Raw genomic sequence first — 21,430 nt, 5'->3', positions numbered from 1 at the left:
TCGTCTCTGCTTATGGAAGCTGCGTCAGTCTCGATACTATCGAGCAACGGCTAACGAAATAAGAAGCATCGCCCGATAGGGCGGTGAGAAGTCACCCATAATCAGATTGCTTCCCCAGAAGATCAACCAACCACCACGCACATTGGCCTGCCCGACACCGGCTCTGGGTGAATTTCAGCTTCTACGCTAAACACGGTTCTGAGTAGTTCTGGTTGTATGACCACTTCCGGCGTTCCCTGTGCCATCACTTTGCCGTCCGCCAGCACCACCAAATGATCACACCAGCGGCTGGCCTGATTAAGATCATGCAGAACTGCCACAACCGTTTTCCCCTGCGTTTTTAGTTCGCCCATAAGTCTCATTAACTCAACCTGATGGTTGATATCAAGATAAGTGGTAGGCTCATCCAATAACACCACAGGTGTATCCTGCGCCAGCATCATCGCCAGAAACGCCCGCTGGCGCTGACCGCCAGAGAGATCGGTTAACCGCCATTGTGCCATATGTTCCATATCGGTTTTTTCCATCGCAACTTCCACTCGCATTTTATCCTCTACAGAGAGACGTCCCCATAGTGACAGCCACGGGCTGCGGCCATAAGAGACCAGCTCCCGAACGGTAATGCCTTCCGGTGTCAGATGATGTTGAGGCAATAAAGCAATGCAGCGTGAGAGTTGGCGGGATGAAAACGTTGTAATAGGTTGATTGTTAAGCAGTATAGTCCCGGGTTTCGTCGCTAACTGCCGAGAAATACACTTCAATAGCGTCGATTTACCACAACCGTTAGGGCCTAAAAGTGCGGTGATTTTTCCAGGCGGCAGGACGAGTGACAGTGCATCCAGAACAGGGCGGTTATTATACCCGATGGTCAGATTATCTATATGTAATTTCATTTAACGCATTCTCACAAGCAGCCATACAAACCACGGTGCGCCAATGATTGCGGTCAGCACACCTGCCGGCAATTCCAGAGGCGGATGAATTGTTCGTGCCAGTAAATCCGCGACGACCAGCAGCAACGCACCTGTCAGCGCGGAAACGGGCAGTAGCCAGTGGTGACGTCCGCCCGTGATTTTTCGCACCATATGAGGAACCACCAGACTAATAAAACTGATAGGGCCACATACGGCGACGCCGGTCGCCGCGAGTGCTACCGCCAGTATCAGCCCCCAAAGCTGCACGCGCGGAACCGCAATGCCGAGCGTTCCGGCTCGCGCATCGCCTAGCGCCAGCAGATCGAGGTCGCGACAAAAACACAGGCTCAGCGGAATTAAGACAGCCAGCAGTGGTACTGCCACCGCAACAAAAGTCCACCCCCGCCCCCATAAACTGCCCGTCAGCCACAACAGAGCGTTGTTTACATCCTGCGGACGGGAAAGCATCAGGTAATCGGTTATACTTGCCCAGCAGGCGGAAAGGGCTACACCCGTCAACGCAAAACGCATGGGAAACGAGGTATTCACCAACGCACGTAGCAGCACCAGCGCGGCCATACCGCCGGCAGATGCCAGCAACGGTAGCCAGATAACCGACAGCGAAGGCAGCAGAAGCAGCGCGCCGACCGTCGCCAGACTGGCGGCGTGGTTTACACCGAGAATATCCGGCGAAGCCAGTGGATTGCGTACGATGCCCTGCACCAGTACGCCAGAAACAGCGAGCGCCGAGCCAACAAACAGCGCCAGCAAAAGCCGTGGCAGGCGATACAACATCAGTAAGTAATCGTGTTCACTGCCACTGCGCCAGTCCGTCAGGAGCGCGTGCCACGGCAGTGGGGTAGCCCCCATCCTGAGCGACAATAGGGAACAGAACGCCAGCACCAGGGTGATACAGATTAGAAACACGATTTTCATCCGCGTTTCCTCACCAGCCAGACAAAGCAGGGTGCACCGAGCAGTGCCAGCACTGCGCCCGCAGGCAGCTCACCGGGGAAGGCCAGAGCACGGGCGAGTATATCGGCCAGTAGCATCAGCGTCGCGCCCAACAGCATACTCATAGGCAGTACGTTGCGCTGGTTGTAGCCAATCCAGAACCGTGCCAGATGCGGTATCAACAGACCAATAAATGCGATGGGACCAGCAACGCTGACGCAGGCACCCACCAGCAAAAGCACCAGCGCATTAATCCCCAGTCGCAGACGCGGCAGGTTTACGCCAAGTGTGTGGGCGGTGCTGTCGCTGACGTTAAGCAGATTAAGCTGGTTGGCCAGCAGCAGTACGATGGGCGTTGTCAGCACGACTATCGGGAAAAGTTGCCAGAACTCCTGCCAGCGTGCATGTGAGACACCGCCTGCCAGCCAGTAAAGAGTGCCATACGCATGATCTTCTGCCAGCAGCAGCGTGATGCGGGTCAGCGCCATGCAGAGCGCTGAAAGCGCGATACCGGCGAGGATCAGCTTGTTGCGATCCTGTTCTTGCCGGAAACCGCCACCCGCCGCCATCACCAGCAGCCAGCTTACGCCACCACCACAGGCGGCAATAAATGCGATGGAAAAACCCTCGATCAGTGATGGGCTGAGTGCACTGGTCAGCGACATAGCCAGCGCTGCACCGCTATTGATGCCAAGCAAAGAAGGCGAGGACAACGGGTTATGGGTGAGGGTTTGCAGCAACGCCCCCGAGAGTGCCAGACTTGCACCAATGGCAAGGGCGAGCAGGGTTCTCGGCAGACGCAAGTTTTGCACCAGTGCTTCGGGCAATGCTTCGGGCAATGTTGGCCTGTGCCCCGGCACCAGCGCGTGCAGCGCATCAAACGCAGAAATAGGAAGGGCTGAGTAGCAAAACAGACTCAGCCAGAAAATAGCAATAAGCGCCGCAGCAGGGATCCCCCACAACAGCGCCGGGTGTTGAATACGCTTCATTTCGTATCAGTAATGCATCTGATGGTGAAAGATCTTTACTGTATCGCTGGCAATGCGCTCTGCCGCGAAAATCCCACGCATCCGCGCCCAGGCATTGCTGTTGACCACCGCGACTTGCTGTTTTTGCGCGGCCGTAAGAATTTGCCACAGCGTGTCCTGCTGCCAGCGTTTCACAATGCTCTCCTGACGATAATGTGCCACCAGTAGCCATGACGGGTTGATCGACAACAGTTGCTCAAGGTTTATTGACGGCATCGATGTCTGACCGGCGGGCGTGGGAACCTTCAGTCCGAGCGCTGTCAGCACTTCGCCGGTATATGTTCCGCTGGTGTGCAGATTGAATTGTTGTTCACGTGACGTGCCGAATGCCACACTTGTACCTTCAGGCAGCAGGCTCGCCCACTTTGCCATCCGCTCGCTGTGCAGTTTGAGTCGCGTCTGCATTTCCGCGATTTTTCCTACTACTTCGCCAATAATTGCTGCCGATTGCAGGTTTTCTTTGTATGTTTCATTGCGTGATTTGAGCAACAGAACCGGGGCAATTTCCTGCAATGTGGTATAGATACCTGCATGACGGCTGCTGTCGGCGATAATCAGATCAGGTTTCAGGGCGCTGATGGCTTCAAGGCTAGGCTGCGCGCGCGTTCCGACCGATTGCCAGGATTTCAAATGGGCGCGCACATCCGCCAGAATGCGATTCGGATCGTTGTCGTCAGCGATCCCCACCGGACTGAGGTCCACCGCCGCCAACGCATCGGCGAACGACAGTTCCAGCACCACGATGCGTTGCGGTGTTTTATTGAGTGTAAAAGTGCCATGCTCATCCTGAACAGTAGCAGCAAGGGACTGGCTTGCGAACACAAACAGACTTGCGAAAAAAATGCGAATAAAAGGCAAAATATTCACTCCACAATGTTTTCAATACACAATGTTTTCAAATACACAAGGTTTTCGATACACACAGATCCTGTAGACCAGATGACATTGCGCTTACCCGGCGCTGCAAAAGCGCCGGGCATTAACAATTAAAACTTCACGGAACCCTGCATATACAGCGTGCGGGGCTGTCCGGCATAGATACCTTTGTTGTTGTCGTCATAAGAGCGGGTATAGTACTCACGGTCGAAGATGTTCTTCACACCGAACGCCAGATTCAGATTGGCCATTTCCGGTCCGAAGTCATACGATACGCGCGCACCCCACAGCATATAGTCAGGAATACGGCCAGTGCTGCCATCGGCGCTCTCTGTAACGGTATTGGCGTTATCCGCAAACTGGCTGGATTGGAAATCACTGTTCAGGTTGAACGTCCAGTTGCCCGGTTTGTAGTCCACCCCAAAAGTACCTTTGTGTTTTGGTGAGAACGGTACCTGATTTCCGTAGGTGTCGCCACTTTCGCGGATCTCTGCATTTACATACGCATAGCTTGCATAGGCGGAGAGGTTTTTCAGCGTTGGCATCAGATCGCCAAGATCGTACCGCATCTGGGTTTCCAGCCCGGTGTGACGGGTTTTACCACGTGCGGTCACCGTGTCGTTGGTCTGGTTGGAGCTGTACTGATTATTGAAGTTAATCAGGAACAGCCCCATTTCCGCAGTCAGAGCGCCGTCGTCGTATCGGGTGCCGACTTCCCAGGTTCGCGCTTTTTCTGGTTCCACACTGCCGCTTTTCACAGCCTTGCCAATTTGGCTGTACTGGACGGTGCCAAAGGAGCCTTCTGTGTTGGCATAAATATTCCAGTTGCCAGTCACGTGATAGAGCACATTCAGCGCGGGGAGCGGCGCGTTATATCTCACTTCATTATGCTTATGCTTCAGGTTGTTGTTCTGGTATGAATCGATATGTTCGAAACGCATACCGGGTGTGATAGTCCAGTTGCCGATATCGATTTTATCATCAATATACCAGGCGTGAGCCTCGGTAACTGAACGCGTATCGCGGTCGTACGGGCTGGACGTTGAGGGCAACTGACCACTGGTTGTTGCAGTGTAGTAACGCATTTCATGAGTTGATTCATTAACATAGCGATAACCTATTCCCACTTCATGCGCGGATGAGCCCATCATAAAGCTCTGGCTGTAGCGAGGCTCAATACCACGCACCCAGTAGTAGCGTGGGGAAAGGGTGATGCGTTTTCCCTGCTCCAGATAGCCGCTGCGCAACGTGCGGGTGTAGAAGCCCTGAATATTGAATTTGTGCTGATTGCCCGGCTGATATTGATAGCCGAGGCTTGCAAGCTGACGACGGCCCCAGAAGCGGTCATACGGGCGGGTGGATTGCCAGCGATCGGCATCGTAATTCGCACGTGACAGACCGCCAGGCATATCGGCTTCGCCATCATAGTATTGAAGCAGACTATTAAAAGTATGCACGTCGTTGGGCGCATATTTGCTTTTCAGCATAACATCATCAATGCGGGTGGCGCTGTGCTCGCGCCAGTCGCTGCCACGGGATCCAGAGTAAAGCAACGCTGAGCCAAAACCGTTATCCATCGTACCGCCCACCATCAGGTTGTGCGTCTCCTTCGGATTGTCTTGTGAAGAAACCTGACTCAACTGGCCTTCGACGCCGGCTTCAATGCCAAATCCCTGCGGGATAGCGCGGGTGACAAAGTTAACCACCCCTCCCACACTTTGCGGCCCGTAACGCACCGCGCCGCCACCGCGCACCACGTCTACTGCGTTCATGTTGCCCAGAGATAAGGGGGCAAGCGAGAGCTGCGGCTGACCATAAGGCGCAAATGGAACCGGAATACCATCCATTAATACAGTTGAGCGGCTGGCAAGGCGTGGATTGAGTCCACGAATACCGAAGCTCATCGCCAGATCGTGACTGCCAGTACCATTGTTTTCCGGCGCGCTGACACCCGGAATACGATTTAACACGTCACGCATGGTAGTGGCACCCGTTTTGGAGAAATCTTCACGGTTGATCACATCACGTGCGCCGGCATGTTCGTACACATCGTTTTCACGTGCGTTACCCAGCCAGTCGCCCACCACGACGAGCGTATCCGCTTGGGAGATCGGAGCTGTTTCCAGCGTCCAGCTATTATTACCAAGCGACTTGAGCTGTAATTTGCTACCAGCGAGCAGCGCCTTCAGGCCCGTTTCCACGTCGTAGTCGCCGTACAGCCCGTTGCTCTGTTTACCGCGCGTCAGGCTGGCATCCACCGACAACGTGATCCCGCTGCGCGCTGCATACTGATTGAGTGCTTTGTCCAGATCGCCGGCTGCGATGTCATACTGTGCAGCGAATGCAGACAGGGAGCTTAGGCCAACCAGCGGTAGCAGGCTCAGGCGAATAGCCGTAATCAAAGGTGTTGTTTTATGAAAAACGCATAAAGGGGTCATACCATCTCCATCATCATTTTTTGTATCCATATATGAAGTCGAATGAGCAGGGTGTAGTGGCAGTATGCTCAGACATGGCTAAATGTATTATAAGTTAATTATCACGCAGCCATATTAATATGAGAATGGTTATCATTACAATAAAATAAAAATGAAAGAGAGTCGTTATGGATATATATACCCAATGGATTTCAAGATGCAGCACGACGGCAAGGGAATGACCCCCCAGGAGCATAGATAACTATGTGACAGGGGTGAGTGAGCGCAGCCAACAAAGCTGCAACTTGAAAGACGACGGGTATACACAATGGATTTCAAGTTGCATCGCGACGGCAAGAGAGCAAATCCCCGGGAGCATAGATAACTATGTGACCGGGGTAAGTGAGTGCGGCCAACAAAGCCGAGACTTGAAATTTATTGGGTAAGTTGTTAATTAAGTTATTATAACTCTATTTTGCTGCATCCAATGCCTGTGCAAGATCAGCAATAATATCATCGCTGTGCTCAAGCCCAATGGATAGGCGGATTAAATCCTGTGATACACCAGCATCTGCCATTTCTTTATCGCTTAGCTGACTGTGGGTGGTTGATGCTGGGTGACATGCCAGAGATTTAGCATCACCGATATTGACCAGTCGTACAATTAATTGCAGGGCATCAATAAAGCGTATACCTGATTCTTTTCCTCCCTTGATACCAAAGGACAAAATAGAAGCTGGCTTTCCGCCCATATAACGAACAGCCAAACTATGTTCTGGGTGTGTAGATAACCCTGCATATTTAACCCATGATACCTGAGGGTGTTGTTCTAAATATTGGGCAGTTTTCAAGGCATTTTCTGTATGTCGCTCCATGCGAAGTGCCAGTGTTTCGAGACCCTGCAAGATCAAGAAAGCATTAAAAGGAGACAATGCTGCACCCATGCTACGCAGTGGTCCAACACGGCAACGGGCAATAAAGGCCGCTGCACCAAAGTGTTCGGTGTAGTTTATTCCGTGATATGAAGCATCCGGCGTGTTTAAAATCGTAAAGCGATCTTTATGTTCCGCCCAAGGGAATTTACCTGAATCAACAATCATCCCGCCAATAGAAGTACCATGACCGCCGATATATTTAGTCAGGGAGTGGATGATAATATCTGCGCCATGTTCAAACGGACGGCATAGGTAAGGCGTTGCAACGGTGTTATCGACAATAAGAGGAAGACCGTGGCGATGGGCGACTTCCGCCATTGCTTGAATATCAACAATATTTCCACTGGGGTTTGTGATTGATTCGCAAAATACTGCCTTGGTTTTTTCATCGATCATCGCTTCAATGGCTTCAATATCGTCATGCTCTACAAAACGAGTTTCAATCCCGATACTCGGGAAAGTATGCGCCATTAAGTTATGTGTTCCCCCATATAACTTTGCTATGGAGACAATATTATCTCCCATAGTGGCGATAGTCTGGATTGCGTAGGTAACTGCCGCCATGCCAGAAGCAACGGCAAGTGCACCAATGCCTCCTTCCAGAGCAGCGACACGTTTTTCCAATACTTCATTGGTTGGATTTGTTATGCGAGTGTAAATGTTACCCTCAACTTTTAAACCAAAGAGATCAGCACCATGCTGGGAATCATCGAAAGCGTAGGAAGTTGTTTGGTAAATCGGGACAGCAACTGATTTAGTTTTAGGATCAGGTGAATAACCGGCATGGATAGATAAGGTTTCTAATTTCATTGTCATTTCCTTTAGTTAAGTGATATTTACTCTCGAGACTGACAATCAAAAATACTGGTGCACTTGTTTCGATTGATCTGGAATTCCTTTATTGAATTGAAGAGTGAATCAATTTATTTCGATATTGTTACTATTAATTGATTATTTTATCTATAAAAGATAAATATCATTATTATGTCCTATTTTATTGTTAACTTACTAAATCAGAACAAAATTTGCACCTAATTTACAAAATAACAATATAACAGAGCAATATCAAAAATAAATATTAATATATATCAATTTGATATCAGATTGAAACAAAAGTTAATTTTATTTTGCATGTACTATACACAATGGATTTCAAGTTGCAGCCAACAAAGAGCAAAGCTGCGACTTGAAAGATGACGGGTATATGCTGGTTATGACGGTTCATCAGGAAAATATGGTGGTGATAACCTCAGTATTAATGGTTTTAATGTCGGCATAGGTTATCAGTTTTAAACTGAAAGCCCGATATACTGAAATCTATATTTATTAATTTTTTATTTATATTTTATCCATAATATAATCATTTATCTGTTCTGAGTGAACATTAAAAAATTCACTGGTTTTGGGTTATGAATTCTCTTTTTGGATAATTTATTATTTCCTCTCAAATCTTCATCACATATCTGCACAGAATGGCAGCAGGTGGTTTGAAAAATTATGCAAAGCTGCCATTGAAGTACCGGGACCAGAGATCCTCTTGTCTCGCTGGAGATTACCAAGCGATTGAACAGCAATGTGAATCTTATTGTGGCTTCTGCTTGCGTACAAATGCCTTCTTTAGCTTCAGTATCCCTGATAGAAGACCGTGTGGGATTGCCGGTTATTTCCTCATCTGTTGCGACAACCTACATGATATTGAAACAGCTTGGGCTGGATACATACGTTCCGGGATTTGGCTCACTGTTATCAGGAAAATATTGATTAGATAACCGTTGTGGCGTGTTTTTCGCGGATTAACCTTTTAGAATCGGAAGACAAAAACCTTCCTAAGATAAAAAGGGTTGTTCAACTTATGCCAGATTCAAAAGTGTTTGTTGACAATTACTTGCCGGCCTTGCTTGGTCAGGCATGGATGTTGGTTTCGTCTGAATTTCATGACATTGTTGAAGCGCAGGGGCTGTCTGTGCTGGAGTGGCGAGTATTATCAACGCTGGCGGGGAGTGGACCGATCAGCATTAGTTTTTTGGCACAAAAAACGGTCAGTAAACAGCCGACAATCACCCGCGTTTTACAGCGTCTGGAATCACAGGGATATATTGCACGTTTTTCCAATGGTGGAGGTGATCGCCGTATTACATTAGTACGCTTGACTGAAACGGGGCAAAAAGTAGTAGAGGAATTACTCACTGAGGCTGAATTTCATGAAAAAAGTGTGCTGGAGCCATTGGGTAATCGCAAAAGTCAGTTATTGAAAGAAGTTCTGCAAGAACTGATCAAGCGGCATACACCGATACGCCGGATATTGGGAAGATTGGATAAGTAATTATATCAATAATAGGATTAGAATTTAGGAATATACACAATGGATTTCAAGTTGCATCGCGACGGCAAGAGAGCAAATCCCCGGGAGCATAGATAAACTATGTGACCGGGGTGAGCGAGCACAGCCAACAAAGAGGCAGTTTGAAAGACGAAGTGTATACATCTTTCAATTAGGTGTATTACTTATTTAATCAATAAATTCTGCTGATTGTCTTCATATCGGGCATTTTCTGCCAGCATTTTGAAATCTTTCACTGTCCAATATTGCATTGGAACAGATAAATTTCTCATCTTATTGGTTGGTAATAAGCGGAACTCAGCCAGCTTATCCAATGAAAAATGCTGATAACACTCAGGGAGGGATAAACGCAAAGCAAAGTCTTCTTGACCTGATGGCATTAATGGATAGCGATTGTCTTGGGTATCATAATTCCGTTGCAGTACTAAAAACTTCTCGGGGATACGTTGATAACTGTTCCACCATAAGCCATCCACACTATCAAACATCTCTTTTGTGCCTGACTTAGAATAATCCCCTAGCTCACGTAAAGCTATTGGCAAGATCTTCGCCATTGCAGCCGAAAACTGAGACACAGAAGAGGCATGACCTTCCAAAATCAGCGTGAGTGCCAACCGTGCGCCCAGCAAATTTGAATAGAGATCTTCCGGGGAAAAAGCAGAAACCCCTTCTGGAAACCCGGGAACGGATTGATAGCCGTACCATTGTGCAATTTCATGCCAGACTGCAAGCTGAAAAGCCAGCTTAGTGGCTAAATAGGCGCTCAAAGTATAATGTTTCGCAGGATCTTCCGGCAGAGTAAACGCAAAAAAGTGAATTTTGCGTGCGGCAAGTTCATTATTCAGGCTTAATTCCCACTCTTCGCCGAGACGGGCATAAATTTGGCTGAATAAATAGAGCGTATAATCCGCAGTATCCCTCACATGGGAAATATCAATAAATCCGCCCTGATGAGTATAAAGCAACCCGATTTCTTCATTGCTTATCCCCAACAACGCCGCGCTTGCGCCAAACACACTGTCATTGTAGTGATGTTTACCCAATTTCCCGGCTTCAATAATGTTATCAATACCATAGAAAGGGATCGGGATATTCCATAGCTGGACTTTGAGGTTATAACCGAAAACACAGCAGGCCCTTAAACCTTCTGGAGGTTTAATCGGAGGCAGCGCAGGCCAATTTTCCAGCGATTGTTCATGGGTGTCACTGGTCAGAACAGGTCTTACGGGGTTAACAGATTCTGGTTTACTTTGGCATGCTATCAACAGAAAACTAAGGCACAGTGTGACTAATAATCTCAAAACGCTTCCCCGATCTGAAAGTAAAACCCTGTGCTGCCGTTACCAACTCCAAAATCTAATCTGACATTCATACGTGGCTTAAACTCAAAACGATAGCCAACACCAACAGAAGGGAACCAATGCTTTGTTCCCAATTTTGCAGGTGAATCACCCAGTGTGCCTGTACCTATCCAACCGACTATACCATGACGCCAATCAAGTTTGTGCCTTAGCTCCAGTTGTGTCGTGAAGATATTGTTGTCACGATAGCGACCTTCATAGTACCCGCGCATCCGCTGACTATTCCCGAGTAACGATAATTGATTCCACGGAACATCACCGACACTGAAACGGGCATAGTTATCAAAGGCCAGTACAGTCTTATCGGATAATGGGTGGTAGGTTGAAAACTGGAACTGCGTGGTTTGGAAACGGTGGTCTCCCCCGAATTCCGGGGAAAAATAAGTATAAACGATCTCAAATACCTGACCGTGTTGTGCATTGGGCAAGAAATCCCGCGTATCGTAACTGAAGTGGGCACTGACACCGGAACTGACAACTGAACGCCCGCCGACGGATTGTTCAAAATACCGTTTTGCACCGGCATCCGGATCACTGGCGTTGACGGATGAGAAATTCCAGCCTGACCCCATATAAATGGCATCAGCGACGCGATAGAGCAGGCGGGGACGGATATCAAATACCTGAGAGTTGTATTTCTCTTTATTCCCTTTATCCCTACCCGCGTCATAGCCGTTGCCCCAATAGTAGGTCGGGGTGTCATTTACTGTACCGGAAACAAAGAACCGCCATTGGTCATTGGCAAGAAAATTGTAATGGGTAAAGTTCAGGCCAAACGCCCCGGTAGAAGAGCCGAACCCACTAAGTCCCAGAGAAGAAGTCTGGCTGATATGATCTGAGCTATCAGGACGATATAAACCCACCACGGCAACCCCAATTCCTATACCCATTTCAGGGGTGTAGAAAGGACCGGGCAATACACCCCAATCAATTTTCTTGCGGGCGTCAAAAGAGTTACTGCCGCCTAATTCATTTAACCAGCCATCAATTTTTTGCCGTTCTGGCAGGATATCAGCGTGCGCGGCTGAAACAGTAAAAATAAAGAAGCTGGAAATCACCAGCCTTTTGAAAGTTGCAAAACCAAACATTAAAAACGAAACTCACCGGAAATAAAGAAGGTATTTCGGTTTCCAAAGCCAACTTCGGAGATTACGTTGAAATTACGGGTAACTTCGAAACGTGCGCCAACGGTATTGTTCCATTTATGGGCAAGGTGTTGTTTGACATCGAATTTGATGTCTGTATCAGGACTTATAGACTTTAAAATATTAAATGCGCCATTTAAATCAGATGGTAGGCTGAGTTTACTTACATCACCTTTAAAGCGTTGAGTAATATCTTGATACATAGCGCCTACCCACACCTGAACTTTGGTATTACCTTGACCTGCAATTAATGGGTTAAATACAAATTCGTAACCAAGACGAGGTGTCAGAACAAAAGCACTAATATTACCATCTAAAATATCCAGATTAGTGCGGGTATAATTAGCATCTAATGTGGCAAAAAATTGATTATAGCCAGCCGCAAGGGTTGCTCCACCACCAAAAGTTTTTCCTTTGAAATTCAGTTCGAAAGGAATATTTTGCATATAATGCGTATCTGTTAAAAAGGCAATATTATCTATATTTGTGTTGGACTTACCTTTGGTTTTTCCATAGACACCATAAACATTCAGGAAGGGAAATACCCATGAATCAATCTTAAGCATATGGGTTTCACTTTTTTGGCGAGTCTTGCCAGCATTAACAGTGAGTGCTTTTTCTAAAAGTTCCTTTAACTGTGGGTCAGTGTTAGTGAATTGAAACTTAATGCTATCTACGACAATATCCTGCCGCATATTCATATAACTATAACTAGCACCAAACGGCTCAGGCAGATCGTAGCCTTTCTCCCGTGCTTTATCGCCCCAAATTGGCAGAATACGCGATTCAGATTTGGCAGAACGGGATAAGCTACCGTCATTGTTGGTTTGCGGTACGCCTGATTCTGTCATGGTCAATGAGAAAAGCGGGCGATCACTATCTGCATAGCTGTATAAAGCTGTAAAACATAAGGTGGCAGCTAACAATTTGCTGGTGTTAGTTAAGTTCATAAATTAACTCGCTTCCTATTGACAAATAAATTGTCTACCAAATCAACAATAAGGGGATAAAAGGCGGCGTAGATTAGCATAGCTGTTTTTGGCAATCATTAACGAATTATGCTCGGAGGCAATTTTTTGCACAATTTGGAGTTTTCGTTTGTTTTATTACCAAATAAAATGAGTTTCCTCTCTCTTATATGTTAATAAATCTAATCATTTTTAGCTGTAATTATTAATGAGTTTTTAATCCATTGAAAACCAAGCGTACTCCTTGTATAAAGGGCTACGCTTTTCCCACATACTGCTGGGCTAACTTACTTTTACATTGCCAAAATAATTATCAGAAAACACATGAACCTACAGCACCATTTCCTTATTGCCATGCCTTCGCTCTCTGATCCTTATTTCAATCGTTCTGTAGTTTATATCTGCGAACATGATCAAAACGGGGCAATGGGATTAGTTATTAACAGACCAATCGCCCAAGTTTCTATCGAAAGTATCTTACAGAAGTTAGATATTTCCCCTGAAGACAGAGACGATACTATCAATCTCAATAAACCTGTAATGGCAGGTGGGCCGTTGTCTGAAGAACACGGTTTCATTCTGCATACACCGCAATCAGGTTTTAGTTCCAGTATTCAAATCTCTGATCAAACCATGATCACGACATCCAAAGATATGCTGGAAGCACTGGGGACGCCGCGCCAACCGAAAGATATTTTGATGACCCTCGGCTATGCAAGTTGGGAAACAGGGCAATTGGAAAAAGAGATTATGGAAAATAGCTGGCTGACTGTCAGCTCAGAACCCTCTATCATTTTCAATACACCTATTGCCGATCGCTGGCATGAAGCTGCGGCTTTACTGGGGATCAATATTTATAATCTCGCTTCACAAGCAGGACATGCCTGATGAAAAACCGCACTATCATTGCCTTCGATTTTGGTACTCGCAGTATTGGTGCCGCCATTGGGCAAGAAGTTACAGGTACAGCCAGAGCACTATCTGCTTTTAAAGCCAACGAAGGCTCCCCAAATTGGCAACTGATTGATAAACTGCTCAAAGAGTGGCTGCCCGATCTGGTTATTGTTGGTCTGCCACTCAATATGGATGGCACTGAGCAACCTGTCACTGCACAAGCCCGTAAATTTGCCAATCGCCTGCATGGGCGTTTTGGTGTTCAGGTTGAACTTCATGATGAACGGTTGACTACTATCGAAGCTCGTTCCCACCTATTTGATCATGGTGGCTACAAGGCACTCAATAAAGGTAAAGTCGATGCTGCTTCTGCTGTCATCATTCTGGAAAGCTGGTTTGAGCAACAGTATTCCTGACAAACTCCTGTAGAAACAACATCGATAACGATACTATTTTCATGTTTGTAATGGCCATATTCATTATGAAAAATAGCTGTTACTGCAAAAACAATTGTTAACCCCTATTCTGCCAGTAATCCCGATGTCTTACGCTGTTGTCGGCTTTGTTCGTAAGTTTGCATACCACAGGCGGCGCCAGTCTGCATTAATGTTGCTATCTGATGGTTTTTACCTTCCCTGATCAAATGGCTGATGGCCTGATTAACGACTAAAATTTCATGGATAGCCACCCTGCCGCCGTCTTTGGCTGGGATCAGCTGTTGAGAAACAACCGCTTTTAAACTTCCCGCCAATTGGCTGCAAATCCAGCCTTTTTCTTCCGCGGGAAAGACATCAACTAGGCGATCTATCGCCTGAATCGCACCACGGGTATGTAATGTTGATAAAACTAAATGCCCCGTTTCAGCCGCCGTCAGAGCCAACCGGATTGTCTCTTTATCACGTAACTCCCCCAGTAAAATCACATCAGGATCTTGCCGTAATGCACCTTTCAGGGCTGTTTGGTAATCCGGCACATCTTTACCAATCTGCCGCTGCTGTATCAGGCAATTCCGGCTTTGATGCACGAATTCTATTGGGTCTTCCAGGGTAATGATATGTTTACTTCCGCGGCTATTAAAAGCATCAATCATGGCTGACAAAGTCGTAGATTTCCCGCTTCCTGTCGCACCTGTCACTAATATCAGCCCACTCACTTCCTGCAAGATAAGATGTTGGATGATATCAGGTGCATATAATTGCTCCAGAGTCGGGCATTTATCTGTAATCAATCTCAACACCAATGACAAATGAGACTGCTGATAGAACAAATTTCCCCTGAGCCGTTGTTCATCCGGCATTACCAGAACAAAATCGACATGACCATGCTCTTGTAATTGCTGTTTTTGCACATCCGATAATATTTCTTTGCTCCATTCCTCAAGAGCATCCAATTGAATTTCATCCAATTGTATCTGTGGATATAACCCACCATTGATGCGCAAAACCGGAACTTGCCCCACACAAAGATGCAGATCGGAAGCATTATGCTTTACACTAAGAGCCACCAATTTTTCCATATTCATTTTTTTATCTCCTGAGTCACTTATGAACAATATTGAACAAAATCTTCACGATGTCAGGAACCGCATTGCCCTTACTGCGCAAAAATGCGGGCGTATTCCAGAAGAAATTACGTTGCTTGCAGTCAGTAAAACCAAACCTGTGGATGCCATCGCAAAAGCGATAGCCGCTGGTCAGCGGGAATTTGGGGAAAATTATGTACAGGAAGGCGTTGAGAAAATTCAACACCTTGACAACCATAACGATTTGGTTTGGCACTTTATTGGCCCATTGCAGTCCAATAAAAGTCGTCTGGTCGCAGAAAATTTCGATTGGTGTCATACCATCGATAGATTGAAAATCGCTGAGCGATTAAATGAACAGCGCCCTGAAAATATGGCACCGCTCAATGTACTGATCCAGATTAATATCAGTGGTGAAGACAGTAAATCAGGCATTCTGTTAGAAGAGTTAATAGACTTGGCAGCAAAGATTAATTCTCTGCCTAATCTGGTATTACGTGGCTTGATGGCAATCCCTGCACCGGAAAACGATTTTGAGCACCAACTCGCTGTTTTTCGCCAAATGGAACAAGCATTCATCAAACTGAAAGGGCTGTATTCACCAGTCGATACACTTTCAATGGGTATGACAGATGATATGGAGGCCGCCATTACCTGTGGTTCTACACTGGTTCGGATTGGAACGGCAATATTTGGCGCCCGTCAATACCGTTCTTAATTTAGGCCGGAATTGATACCTCAAATTAACTGATTAATATGCGAGATTGTTCAATGGAAAACCGTAAAATTACCTTTATCGGTGCAGGAAATATGGCTCATGCCATTATTGCTGGGTTAGTCAGAAAAGGTTATCCCGCCCAACTCATCACGGTCTGCTCCCCAAGTACAGCTCGTCGTGATGTGCTGGCAGAAAAATATGGTATTCACAGTCAAAGCGACAACATTCGTTACGCGCAGGAAGCTGATGTCGTTGTGCTGGCCGTTAAACCACAAATGATGGCCGAAGTGTGTGAATCTCTGCGTCCACAAGTCGATTTCAGTCCAAAGTTGGTTCTTTCTATTGCTGCCGGTATTCCGGTTAGCCGTTTTTACGCACTTTTGCAGGATAATCTCAATATCATCCGCATCATGCCAAATACACCTTCACTTGTCGGACAAGGGATCAGCGGACTATTTGCACCTGAACATGTTGCTCAGCCTGATCGTGAATTTGCAGCATCATTGATGAGCAGTGTTGGTAAAATCTGCTGGGTAGACGATGAAAACGGCATCAATGCTATTACCGCTGTCGCAGGCAGCGCTCCGGCCTACTTTTTCCTGTTCATGGAATCTATGCAACAAGAAGCTGAACGTCTCGGATTTAACAGTGAAATTGCCAGAGAGCTTGTCCTGCAAGCCGCGATAGGTTCAGCTAAACTTGCTGAAACGCAAAAAGATCTTCCTTTTGCTGTCTTGCGTGAGCAGGTAACATCTAAAGGCGGTACAACGGCTGAAGCACTGCGCATTTTTTACGAAGGCAACCTGCCTGAAATCGTATCCCGTGCCATGCAGGGAGCAATCCGCCGGGCGCAGGAAATGGAAAAGTTATTTTAATTTAATTGTGTTAATTCAATCAGGGCTGCTACATGCAATTCTTAAACTTCATCTTTTTTACAGTTCTAGATTTATATATTTCTGTTCTTCTCCTGCGGGTCTGGATGCAGTGGGCACGTTGTGATTTCTATAACCCATTTGCACAATTTATCGTTAAAGTCACCCAACCTGTGGTGAGGCCATTACGTAAGTTCATTCCTGCTATTGGCCCCATTGATACGGCATCCGTATTGCTGGCCTTTTTACTCATTATCTTCAAGATAATGGCCCCTACGTGGCTGATGACAGGGCAATTCTTACCTTCGATGATATTTGTCATTCCAATGAATCTGGCAATATCGCCATCATTTATTCTTCCTTTCAGTCTGCTTGAACTGCTGACCACAATCGGCAAATTAGTGTTCTGGCTGGTCATTGCCCGTGCATTATTAAGTTGGATCAGTCAGGGAAAAAACCCTGTTGATTACGTTTTGATTCAATTGACCGAGCCGTTAATGGCACCGATCCGCCGGATTATCCCGACTATGGGTGGCCTTGATTTCTCCGCTATGATTGTCATGTTAATCCTTTATGCACTGAATGCCCTGCGCTATGACGTGCTGGGATGGTTAGTTTCAATGTTCGGTTCATGAGCTACATAATTATTTGAATACATAGGTTAATTAGATAAATGGCAAAGCAAAAAGTTGTTCTCGCCACGGGAAATGCAGGCAAAGTACGTGAACTGGCTGATTTTGGCTTAGATATTGTGGCTCAAACTGAGTTGGGCGTTGATTCAGCCGACGAAACTGGTCTCACATTCATTGAAAATGCCATCATTAAGGCTCGCCATGCCGCGGCAATCACTGGCTTACCGGCTATTGCGGATGATTCAGGATTATCGGTTGATGCGTTAGGTGGTGCTCCGGGCATTTATTCCGCCCGCTATGCAGGTAGTGAAGCATCCGATCAAGACAATCTGGAAAAACTACTGGAAGCGATGCGTGATGTTCCTGACGAACAACGTCAGGCACAATTCAACTGTGTTCTGGTCTTTTTACGCAATGCTGAAGATCCGACTCCTCTGGTATTTCATGGTCGTTGGTCAGGTATGATCACCCATGAACCCGCCGGAGGAGGCGGTTTTGGTTATGACCCTATTTTTTATGCGCCAGAGTTTGGCTGTACAGCAGCACAACTGAGCCGTGAACAGAAAAATATGGTTTCGCACCGCGGTCAAGCATTAGATATGTTGTTGGAAGCTATACGTAATGCTTAAGTTGCCGCCTCTGAGTCTGTATATTCATATTCCTTGGTGCGTGCAAAAATGCCCTTACTGTGATTTCAACTCACATGCCTTAAAGGGAGATGTACCACATCAGGAGTATGTCGATCATCTATTGGCAGATTTGCGTGCTGATTTGCCGATGATTGGTGATCGCGAGGTATCAACGATTTTTATTGGTGGAGGAACTCCAAGCCTGCTCAGTGCTGAAGGGATGCAGCGATTGCTTGACGGAGTGAGAGATTCACTCCGGCTTTCTCCACAGGCAGAGATTACAATGGAAGCCAATCCCGGAACGGTTGAAGCCGACCGTTTCAGTGCCTATCAACAAGCTGGCATTAATCGCATTTCCATCGGGGTACAAAGTTTCGGTTCAGATAAATTGATCCGTTTGGGGCGGATCCACGGCCCGGAAGAAGCCAAACGGGCAGCAAAATTGGCTGACGGACTCGGGTTACGCAGTTTCAATCTGGATTTGATGCACGGGCTACCCAACCAAATACTCAACGAAGCGTTGAATGATTTGCATCAGACGATTGAACTCTCTCCGCCACACTTATCCTGGTATCAATTGACGATTGAACCCAATACCAGTTTTGGCTCCCGTCCGCCGGTTTTACCGGATGATGACGCATTATGGAATATTTTTTCCCGGGGTCATCAATTACTGACGGCAGCAGGTTACCAGCAATATGAAACCTCAGCGTATGCCAAACCGGGCTATCAATGTCAGCATAACCTTAATTACTGGCGTTTTGGCGATTATCTGGGTATTGGTTGCGGCGCACATGGAAAGATATCGTTTGAGGATGGTCGTATTCTCCGCACGGTGAAAACCAAGCCCCCACGCGGTTATATGCAGGGGCGTTATTTGGATCAAAAAAATCAGGTTGATCATGAAGATCGGCCATTTGAATTTTTTATGAACCGTTTTCGGTTGCTGGAACCCATGCCCCGTCAGGATTTCAGTGATTTTACTGGGTTGCCAGAAAGTGCCATTCGCCCACAACTTGATGAAGCACTGGCTAAAGGTTATATCACCGAAAACGATACACACTGGCAAATTACTAAACACGGAAAGCTATTTCTCAATTCCTTGCTGGAACTATTTCTTTAAAAACAAACTGCACCCGGAAATTCACAGGTGCAGTTTATAACGAACATTTATAATCAACGTTTATAACCAACATTTATAACCAATAGCATTAAAGAATTATTTAATCCTTCCCGTTTCCCGTGCGTAAGAAAATAGCCCACCAGCAGTAACAATGTTAGCAAGTTCGCCAATCGGGTCAGTTTGATATTGCTCACCCTGTTTCAGTAATGTTACGGTTTGGTTTTCAACATCAATCTCAATGCAATCACCGGTGACTAATTTGTCACACAAGCGCTCCTGAGCAGCAATGGGCAATAATTCTCCGGTTGATACACAATTGCGGAAAAATATACGTGCATAAGATTGAGCAAGCACCACTTTCACTCCTGAAGCACCCAATGCTGCAACCGCATGCTCACGCGAAGAACCACAACCAAAGTTCTGCCCTGCCACAATAATCGGATATTTCGCTTTGCCTTTGTTTTCATCAATGAAAGGCAGTGAGCCTTCCGGCAATCCACACATCGCCAGTGAAGCCAATTGTGCGTATCCCTCAGGCGTTGAAGGGTTTATCTTGAGATATTCGGCAGAAAGAATCTGGTCAGTATCAATATTATCGGTCAATACATAAACCTCACCCCGAATGATATTTTCCTTTAACTCACTCATAAGAACTCCTCAGGATTGGTGATCTGGCCAGTAATCGCTGCCGCAGCAACCGAATACGGGGAAGCAAGATAGATATTGGCGCGCTTATGCCCCATTCTGCCGACGAAATTGCGGTTAGTTGTCGATATCACTGATATCGGGTCATTGACTCGTCCAAACGTATCCGATGGGCCACCAATACAGGCTGCACACCCTGATTCAGAGGAAAGTTTCACGCCAGCATCACTTAAAATCTGGTAGACAGAAATCCCCTCAATTTGCGTCGTTATCGTTTTATGGAAAACCTCTTTTGTTGCAGGAACGGCATAAGTTGGGATCTTAACTTTATGCCCTTTTATCACACGCGCCGCCGCGACGAAATCTTCCAGCTTGCCGCCAGTGCAAGAGCCAATATACGCCTGAGAAATGGCAACATTGGCAACTTGTTCGACAGAAACGACATTATCTGGCGAATGAGGTTTAGCAATTTTCGGCTGCATATCAGTCACATCTATGTTCAATACACGGCTGTACTGCGCATCTTCATCAGGATAAATAACCTCAAACGGGATATGGTTGCGTTCCTCCAAATAATCCAAAGTCGCCTGATTGGGAACCATAATGCCATTTTTCGCCCCGCACTCAACGACCATATTACAAATCGTCATGCGCTCTTCTACGGATAACTCATCAATTACATTACCGCTAAATTCGATAGCCTGATAAGTCGCCCCATCGACGGTTAATTCTGATAACACTGACAGGATCATATCCTTAGCCAGAACATGGGCGGGTTTGGTTCCGGTAAAATTAACCCGAATCGTTGTCGGTACCTTAAGCGGGATTTCACCGGTGCCTAACGCATAAGCGGCATCCGTAATGCCCAGACCAATAGCAAATGTACCAAAAGCGCCCGCCGTAACAGTATGAGAATCTGTTCCCAACAGCACTTCACCAGGACGAGTATGTCCGCCCTCTGCAAGCCCTATATGGCAAACACCTTTATAGTTTGGGGTTCCGACATCGTAAAAGTATTTTATATTCTGTTCAGCAGCAAATTCACGCATTACTCGAATATTTTGATTAGCTTGCGGATCTGCCGAATAAACAAAATGGTCAGGGATCAGGATAAAGCGTTCGGGATCCCATATTTTTGCATCTTGCCCAAACTCTTTTTTAAATACGCTGGCTACACCCGGAGTGCAGGGATCGTGAGACATTAGAATATCCACTTTCGCCCAAACCACTTCACCCGGGGTGACGTATTTACGCCCACTTGCTCGTGCAAGAATTTTTTGTGTCATAGTTTGGCTCATCTCACATTACCCCTGAAGATTAAAACAGACCAGTTAGATTGTTATCCTAGCAAGATTACGGCTCTTTAACGTAGGGAAATACGATGATTAGTTCACTGTTTCTATTATGGGACAGTCGTTCGTAAAATGGAAAACTCCCACTCTTTGAACCTGATACC

The 21,430-nt window shown here is 46.5% G+C and carries 20 protein-coding genes and 1 pseudogene; 9 read left to right on the top strand and 12 right to left on the bottom strand.

Annotated features, from left to right (window positions below; genetic code table 11):
* Nucleotides 1–122: 122 nt before the first annotated feature.
* From fecE to BM329_RS09760, 6 genes are all read right to left on the bottom strand, one after another.
* On the bottom strand, nucleotides 123–893 hold the full coding sequence (gene fecE / locus BM329_RS09785; protein ID WP_092552334.1) for a Fe(3+) dicitrate ABC transporter ATP-binding protein FecE: 771 nt from the start codon (nucleotides 891–893) through the stop codon (nucleotides 123–125).
* Nucleotides 894–1,850: a Fe(3+) dicitrate ABC transporter permease subunit FecD gene (gene fecD, locus BM329_RS09780; RefSeq protein ID WP_092552331.1), complete on the bottom strand. Its 957-nt coding sequence runs from the start codon at nucleotides 1,848–1,850 to the stop codon at nucleotides 894–896. It lies immediately after the preceding gene.
* A complete protein-coding gene (gene fecC / locus BM329_RS09775) occupies nucleotides 1,847–2,857 on the bottom strand; it encodes an iron-dicitrate ABC transporter permease FecC (RefSeq protein WP_092552328.1) in 1,011 nt (336 codons plus the stop codon). The genes fecD and fecC overlap by 4 nt, the downstream gene beginning before the upstream one ends.
* A 6-nt stretch (nucleotides 2,858–2,863) precedes the next feature.
* On the bottom strand, nucleotides 2,864–3,757 hold the full coding sequence (locus BM329_RS09770) for a Fe(3+) dicitrate ABC transporter substrate-binding protein FecB (RefSeq protein WP_092552336.1): 894 nt from the start codon (nucleotides 3,755–3,757) through the stop codon (nucleotides 2,864–2,866).
* Between the two features lie 125 nt (nucleotides 3,758–3,882).
* A complete protein-coding gene (gene fecA, locus BM329_RS09765) occupies nucleotides 3,883–6,210 on the bottom strand; it encodes a TonB-dependent Fe(3+) dicitrate receptor FecA (RefSeq protein WP_092552325.1) in 2,328 nt (775 codons plus the stop codon).
* A gap of 449 nt (nucleotides 6,211–6,659) precedes the next feature.
* The gene (locus BM329_RS09760; RefSeq protein ID WP_092552322.1) at nucleotides 6,660–7,934 is read right to left on the bottom strand and encodes a bifunctional O-acetylhomoserine aminocarboxypropyltransferase/cysteine synthase; all 1,275 of its coding nucleotides are present in this window, start codon (nucleotides 7,932–7,934) and stop codon (nucleotides 6,660–6,662) included.
* Nucleotides 7,935–8,645: 711 nt separating this feature from the next.
* Here BM329_RS09760 and BM329_RS09755 point away from each other — a divergent pair.
* Together BM329_RS09755 and BM329_RS09750 are read left to right on the top strand one after the other, a co-directional pair.
* Nucleotides 8,646–8,885, top strand: a pseudogene (locus BM329_RS09755) (aspartate racemase/maleate isomerase family protein); the annotation flags it as partial.
* Nucleotides 8,886–8,976: 91 nt separating this feature from the next.
* Entirely contained in the window at nucleotides 8,977–9,447 is a 471-nt protein-coding gene (locus tag BM329_RS09750) for a MarR family winged helix-turn-helix transcriptional regulator (protein WP_092552319.1), read from the top strand.
* Between the two features lie 182 nt (nucleotides 9,448–9,629).
* Here the strand turns inward: BM329_RS09750 and BM329_RS09745 are convergent, their stop codons facing one another.
* From BM329_RS09745 to BM329_RS09735, 3 genes are read right to left on the bottom strand one after another with little or no spacing between them, the layout of a single operon-like run.
* Nucleotides 9,630–10,766 (bottom strand): DUF4056 domain-containing protein, encoded by a 1,137-nt coding sequence (locus BM329_RS09745; RefSeq protein ID WP_092552316.1) that lies wholly within the window; start codon nucleotides 10,764–10,766, stop codon nucleotides 9,630–9,632.
* Complete coding sequence (locus tag BM329_RS09740; protein ID WP_092552313.1) at nucleotides 10,763–11,914, bottom strand: BamA/TamA family outer membrane protein; 1,152 nt, start codon at nucleotides 11,912–11,914, stop codon at nucleotides 10,763–10,765. Before BM329_RS09740 ends, BM329_RS09745 begins: the two co-directional genes overlap by 4 nt.
* The gene (locus BM329_RS09735; RefSeq protein WP_092552310.1) at nucleotides 11,914–12,921 is read right to left on the bottom strand and encodes a hypothetical protein; all 1,008 of its coding nucleotides are present in this window, start codon (nucleotides 12,919–12,921) and stop codon (nucleotides 11,914–11,916) included. Before BM329_RS09735 ends, BM329_RS09740 begins: the two co-directional genes overlap by 1 nt.
* Nucleotides 12,922–13,263: 342 nt before the next feature.
* Between BM329_RS09735 and BM329_RS09730 the strand changes: the two genes are divergently transcribed.
* Both BM329_RS09730 and ruvX read left to right on the top strand, forming a co-directional pair.
* Nucleotides 13,264–13,827, top strand: a complete 564-nt coding sequence (locus BM329_RS09730) for a YqgE/AlgH family protein (protein ID WP_092552306.1) — start codon at nucleotides 13,264–13,266, stop codon at nucleotides 13,825–13,827.
* Complete coding sequence (gene ruvX / locus BM329_RS09725) at nucleotides 13,827–14,249, top strand: Holliday junction resolvase RuvX (RefSeq protein ID WP_092552304.1); 423 nt, start codon at nucleotides 13,827–13,829, stop codon at nucleotides 14,247–14,249. The genes BM329_RS09730 and ruvX overlap by 1 nt, the downstream gene beginning before the upstream one ends.
* Nucleotides 14,250–14,353: 104 nt before the next feature.
* Here the strand turns inward: ruvX and BM329_RS09720 are convergent, their stop codons facing one another.
* Nucleotides 14,354–15,355, bottom strand: a complete 1,002-nt coding sequence (locus BM329_RS09720) for a type IV pilus twitching motility protein PilT (RefSeq protein WP_092552301.1) — start codon at nucleotides 15,353–15,355, stop codon at nucleotides 14,354–14,356.
* Nucleotides 15,356–15,377: 22 nt separating this feature from the next.
* Here BM329_RS09720 and BM329_RS09715 point away from each other — a divergent pair, with 22 nt between their 5' ends.
* Genes BM329_RS09715 through hemW form a run of 5 tightly spaced genes read left to right on the top strand, consistent with a single transcriptional unit; the run spans nucleotide 15,378 to nucleotide 19,329 of the window.
* The gene (locus tag BM329_RS09715) at nucleotides 15,378–16,073 is read left to right on the top strand and encodes a YggS family pyridoxal phosphate-dependent enzyme (RefSeq protein ID WP_092552298.1); all 696 of its coding nucleotides are present in this window, start codon (nucleotides 15,378–15,380) and stop codon (nucleotides 16,071–16,073) included.
* Nucleotides 16,074–16,126: 53 nt separating this feature from the next.
* Entirely contained in the window at nucleotides 16,127–16,948 is an 822-nt protein-coding gene (gene proC / locus BM329_RS09710; RefSeq protein WP_092552295.1) for a pyrroline-5-carboxylate reductase, read from the top strand.
* A gap of 32 nt (nucleotides 16,949–16,980) precedes the next feature.
* On the top strand, nucleotides 16,981–17,580 hold the full coding sequence (locus BM329_RS09705) for a YggT family protein (protein WP_092552292.1): 600 nt from the start codon (nucleotides 16,981–16,983) through the stop codon (nucleotides 17,578–17,580).
* A 38-nt stretch (nucleotides 17,581–17,618) separates the two neighbouring features.
* Nucleotides 17,619–18,206 (top strand): RdgB/HAM1 family non-canonical purine NTP pyrophosphatase, encoded by a 588-nt coding sequence (gene rdgB, locus BM329_RS09700; RefSeq protein WP_092552289.1) that lies wholly within the window; start codon nucleotides 17,619–17,621, stop codon nucleotides 18,204–18,206.
* Complete coding sequence (hemW, locus tag BM329_RS09695; protein ID WP_092552286.1) at nucleotides 18,199–19,329, top strand: radical SAM family heme chaperone HemW; 1,131 nt, start codon at nucleotides 18,199–18,201, stop codon at nucleotides 19,327–19,329. The genes rdgB and hemW overlap by 8 nt, the downstream gene beginning before the upstream one ends.
* 96 nt (nucleotides 19,330–19,425) lie before the next feature.
* Here hemW and BM329_RS09690 read toward each other — a convergent pair whose 3' ends face one another.
* Both BM329_RS09690 and BM329_RS09685 read right to left on the bottom strand, forming a co-directional pair.
* Nucleotides 19,426–19,977 (bottom strand): LeuD/DmdB family oxidoreductase small subunit, encoded by a 552-nt coding sequence (locus BM329_RS09690; protein WP_092552283.1) that lies wholly within the window; start codon nucleotides 19,975–19,977, stop codon nucleotides 19,426–19,428.
* Complete coding sequence (locus tag BM329_RS09685; protein WP_092552280.1) at nucleotides 19,974–21,272, bottom strand: 3-isopropylmalate dehydratase large subunit; 1,299 nt, start codon at nucleotides 21,270–21,272, stop codon at nucleotides 19,974–19,976. The genes BM329_RS09690 and BM329_RS09685 overlap by 4 nt, the downstream gene beginning before the upstream one ends.
* Nucleotides 21,273–21,430: the final 158 nt, after the last annotated feature.

This window comes from Xenorhabdus koppenhoeferi (assembly GCF_900116635.1).
Taxonomy (GTDB): Bacteria; Pseudomonadota; Gammaproteobacteria; order Enterobacterales; family Enterobacteriaceae; genus Xenorhabdus; species Xenorhabdus koppenhoeferi.
The sequence above is the reverse complement of the archived record's forward strand: the minus strand, read 5'-3'. Positions and strand labels throughout refer to the sequence as shown.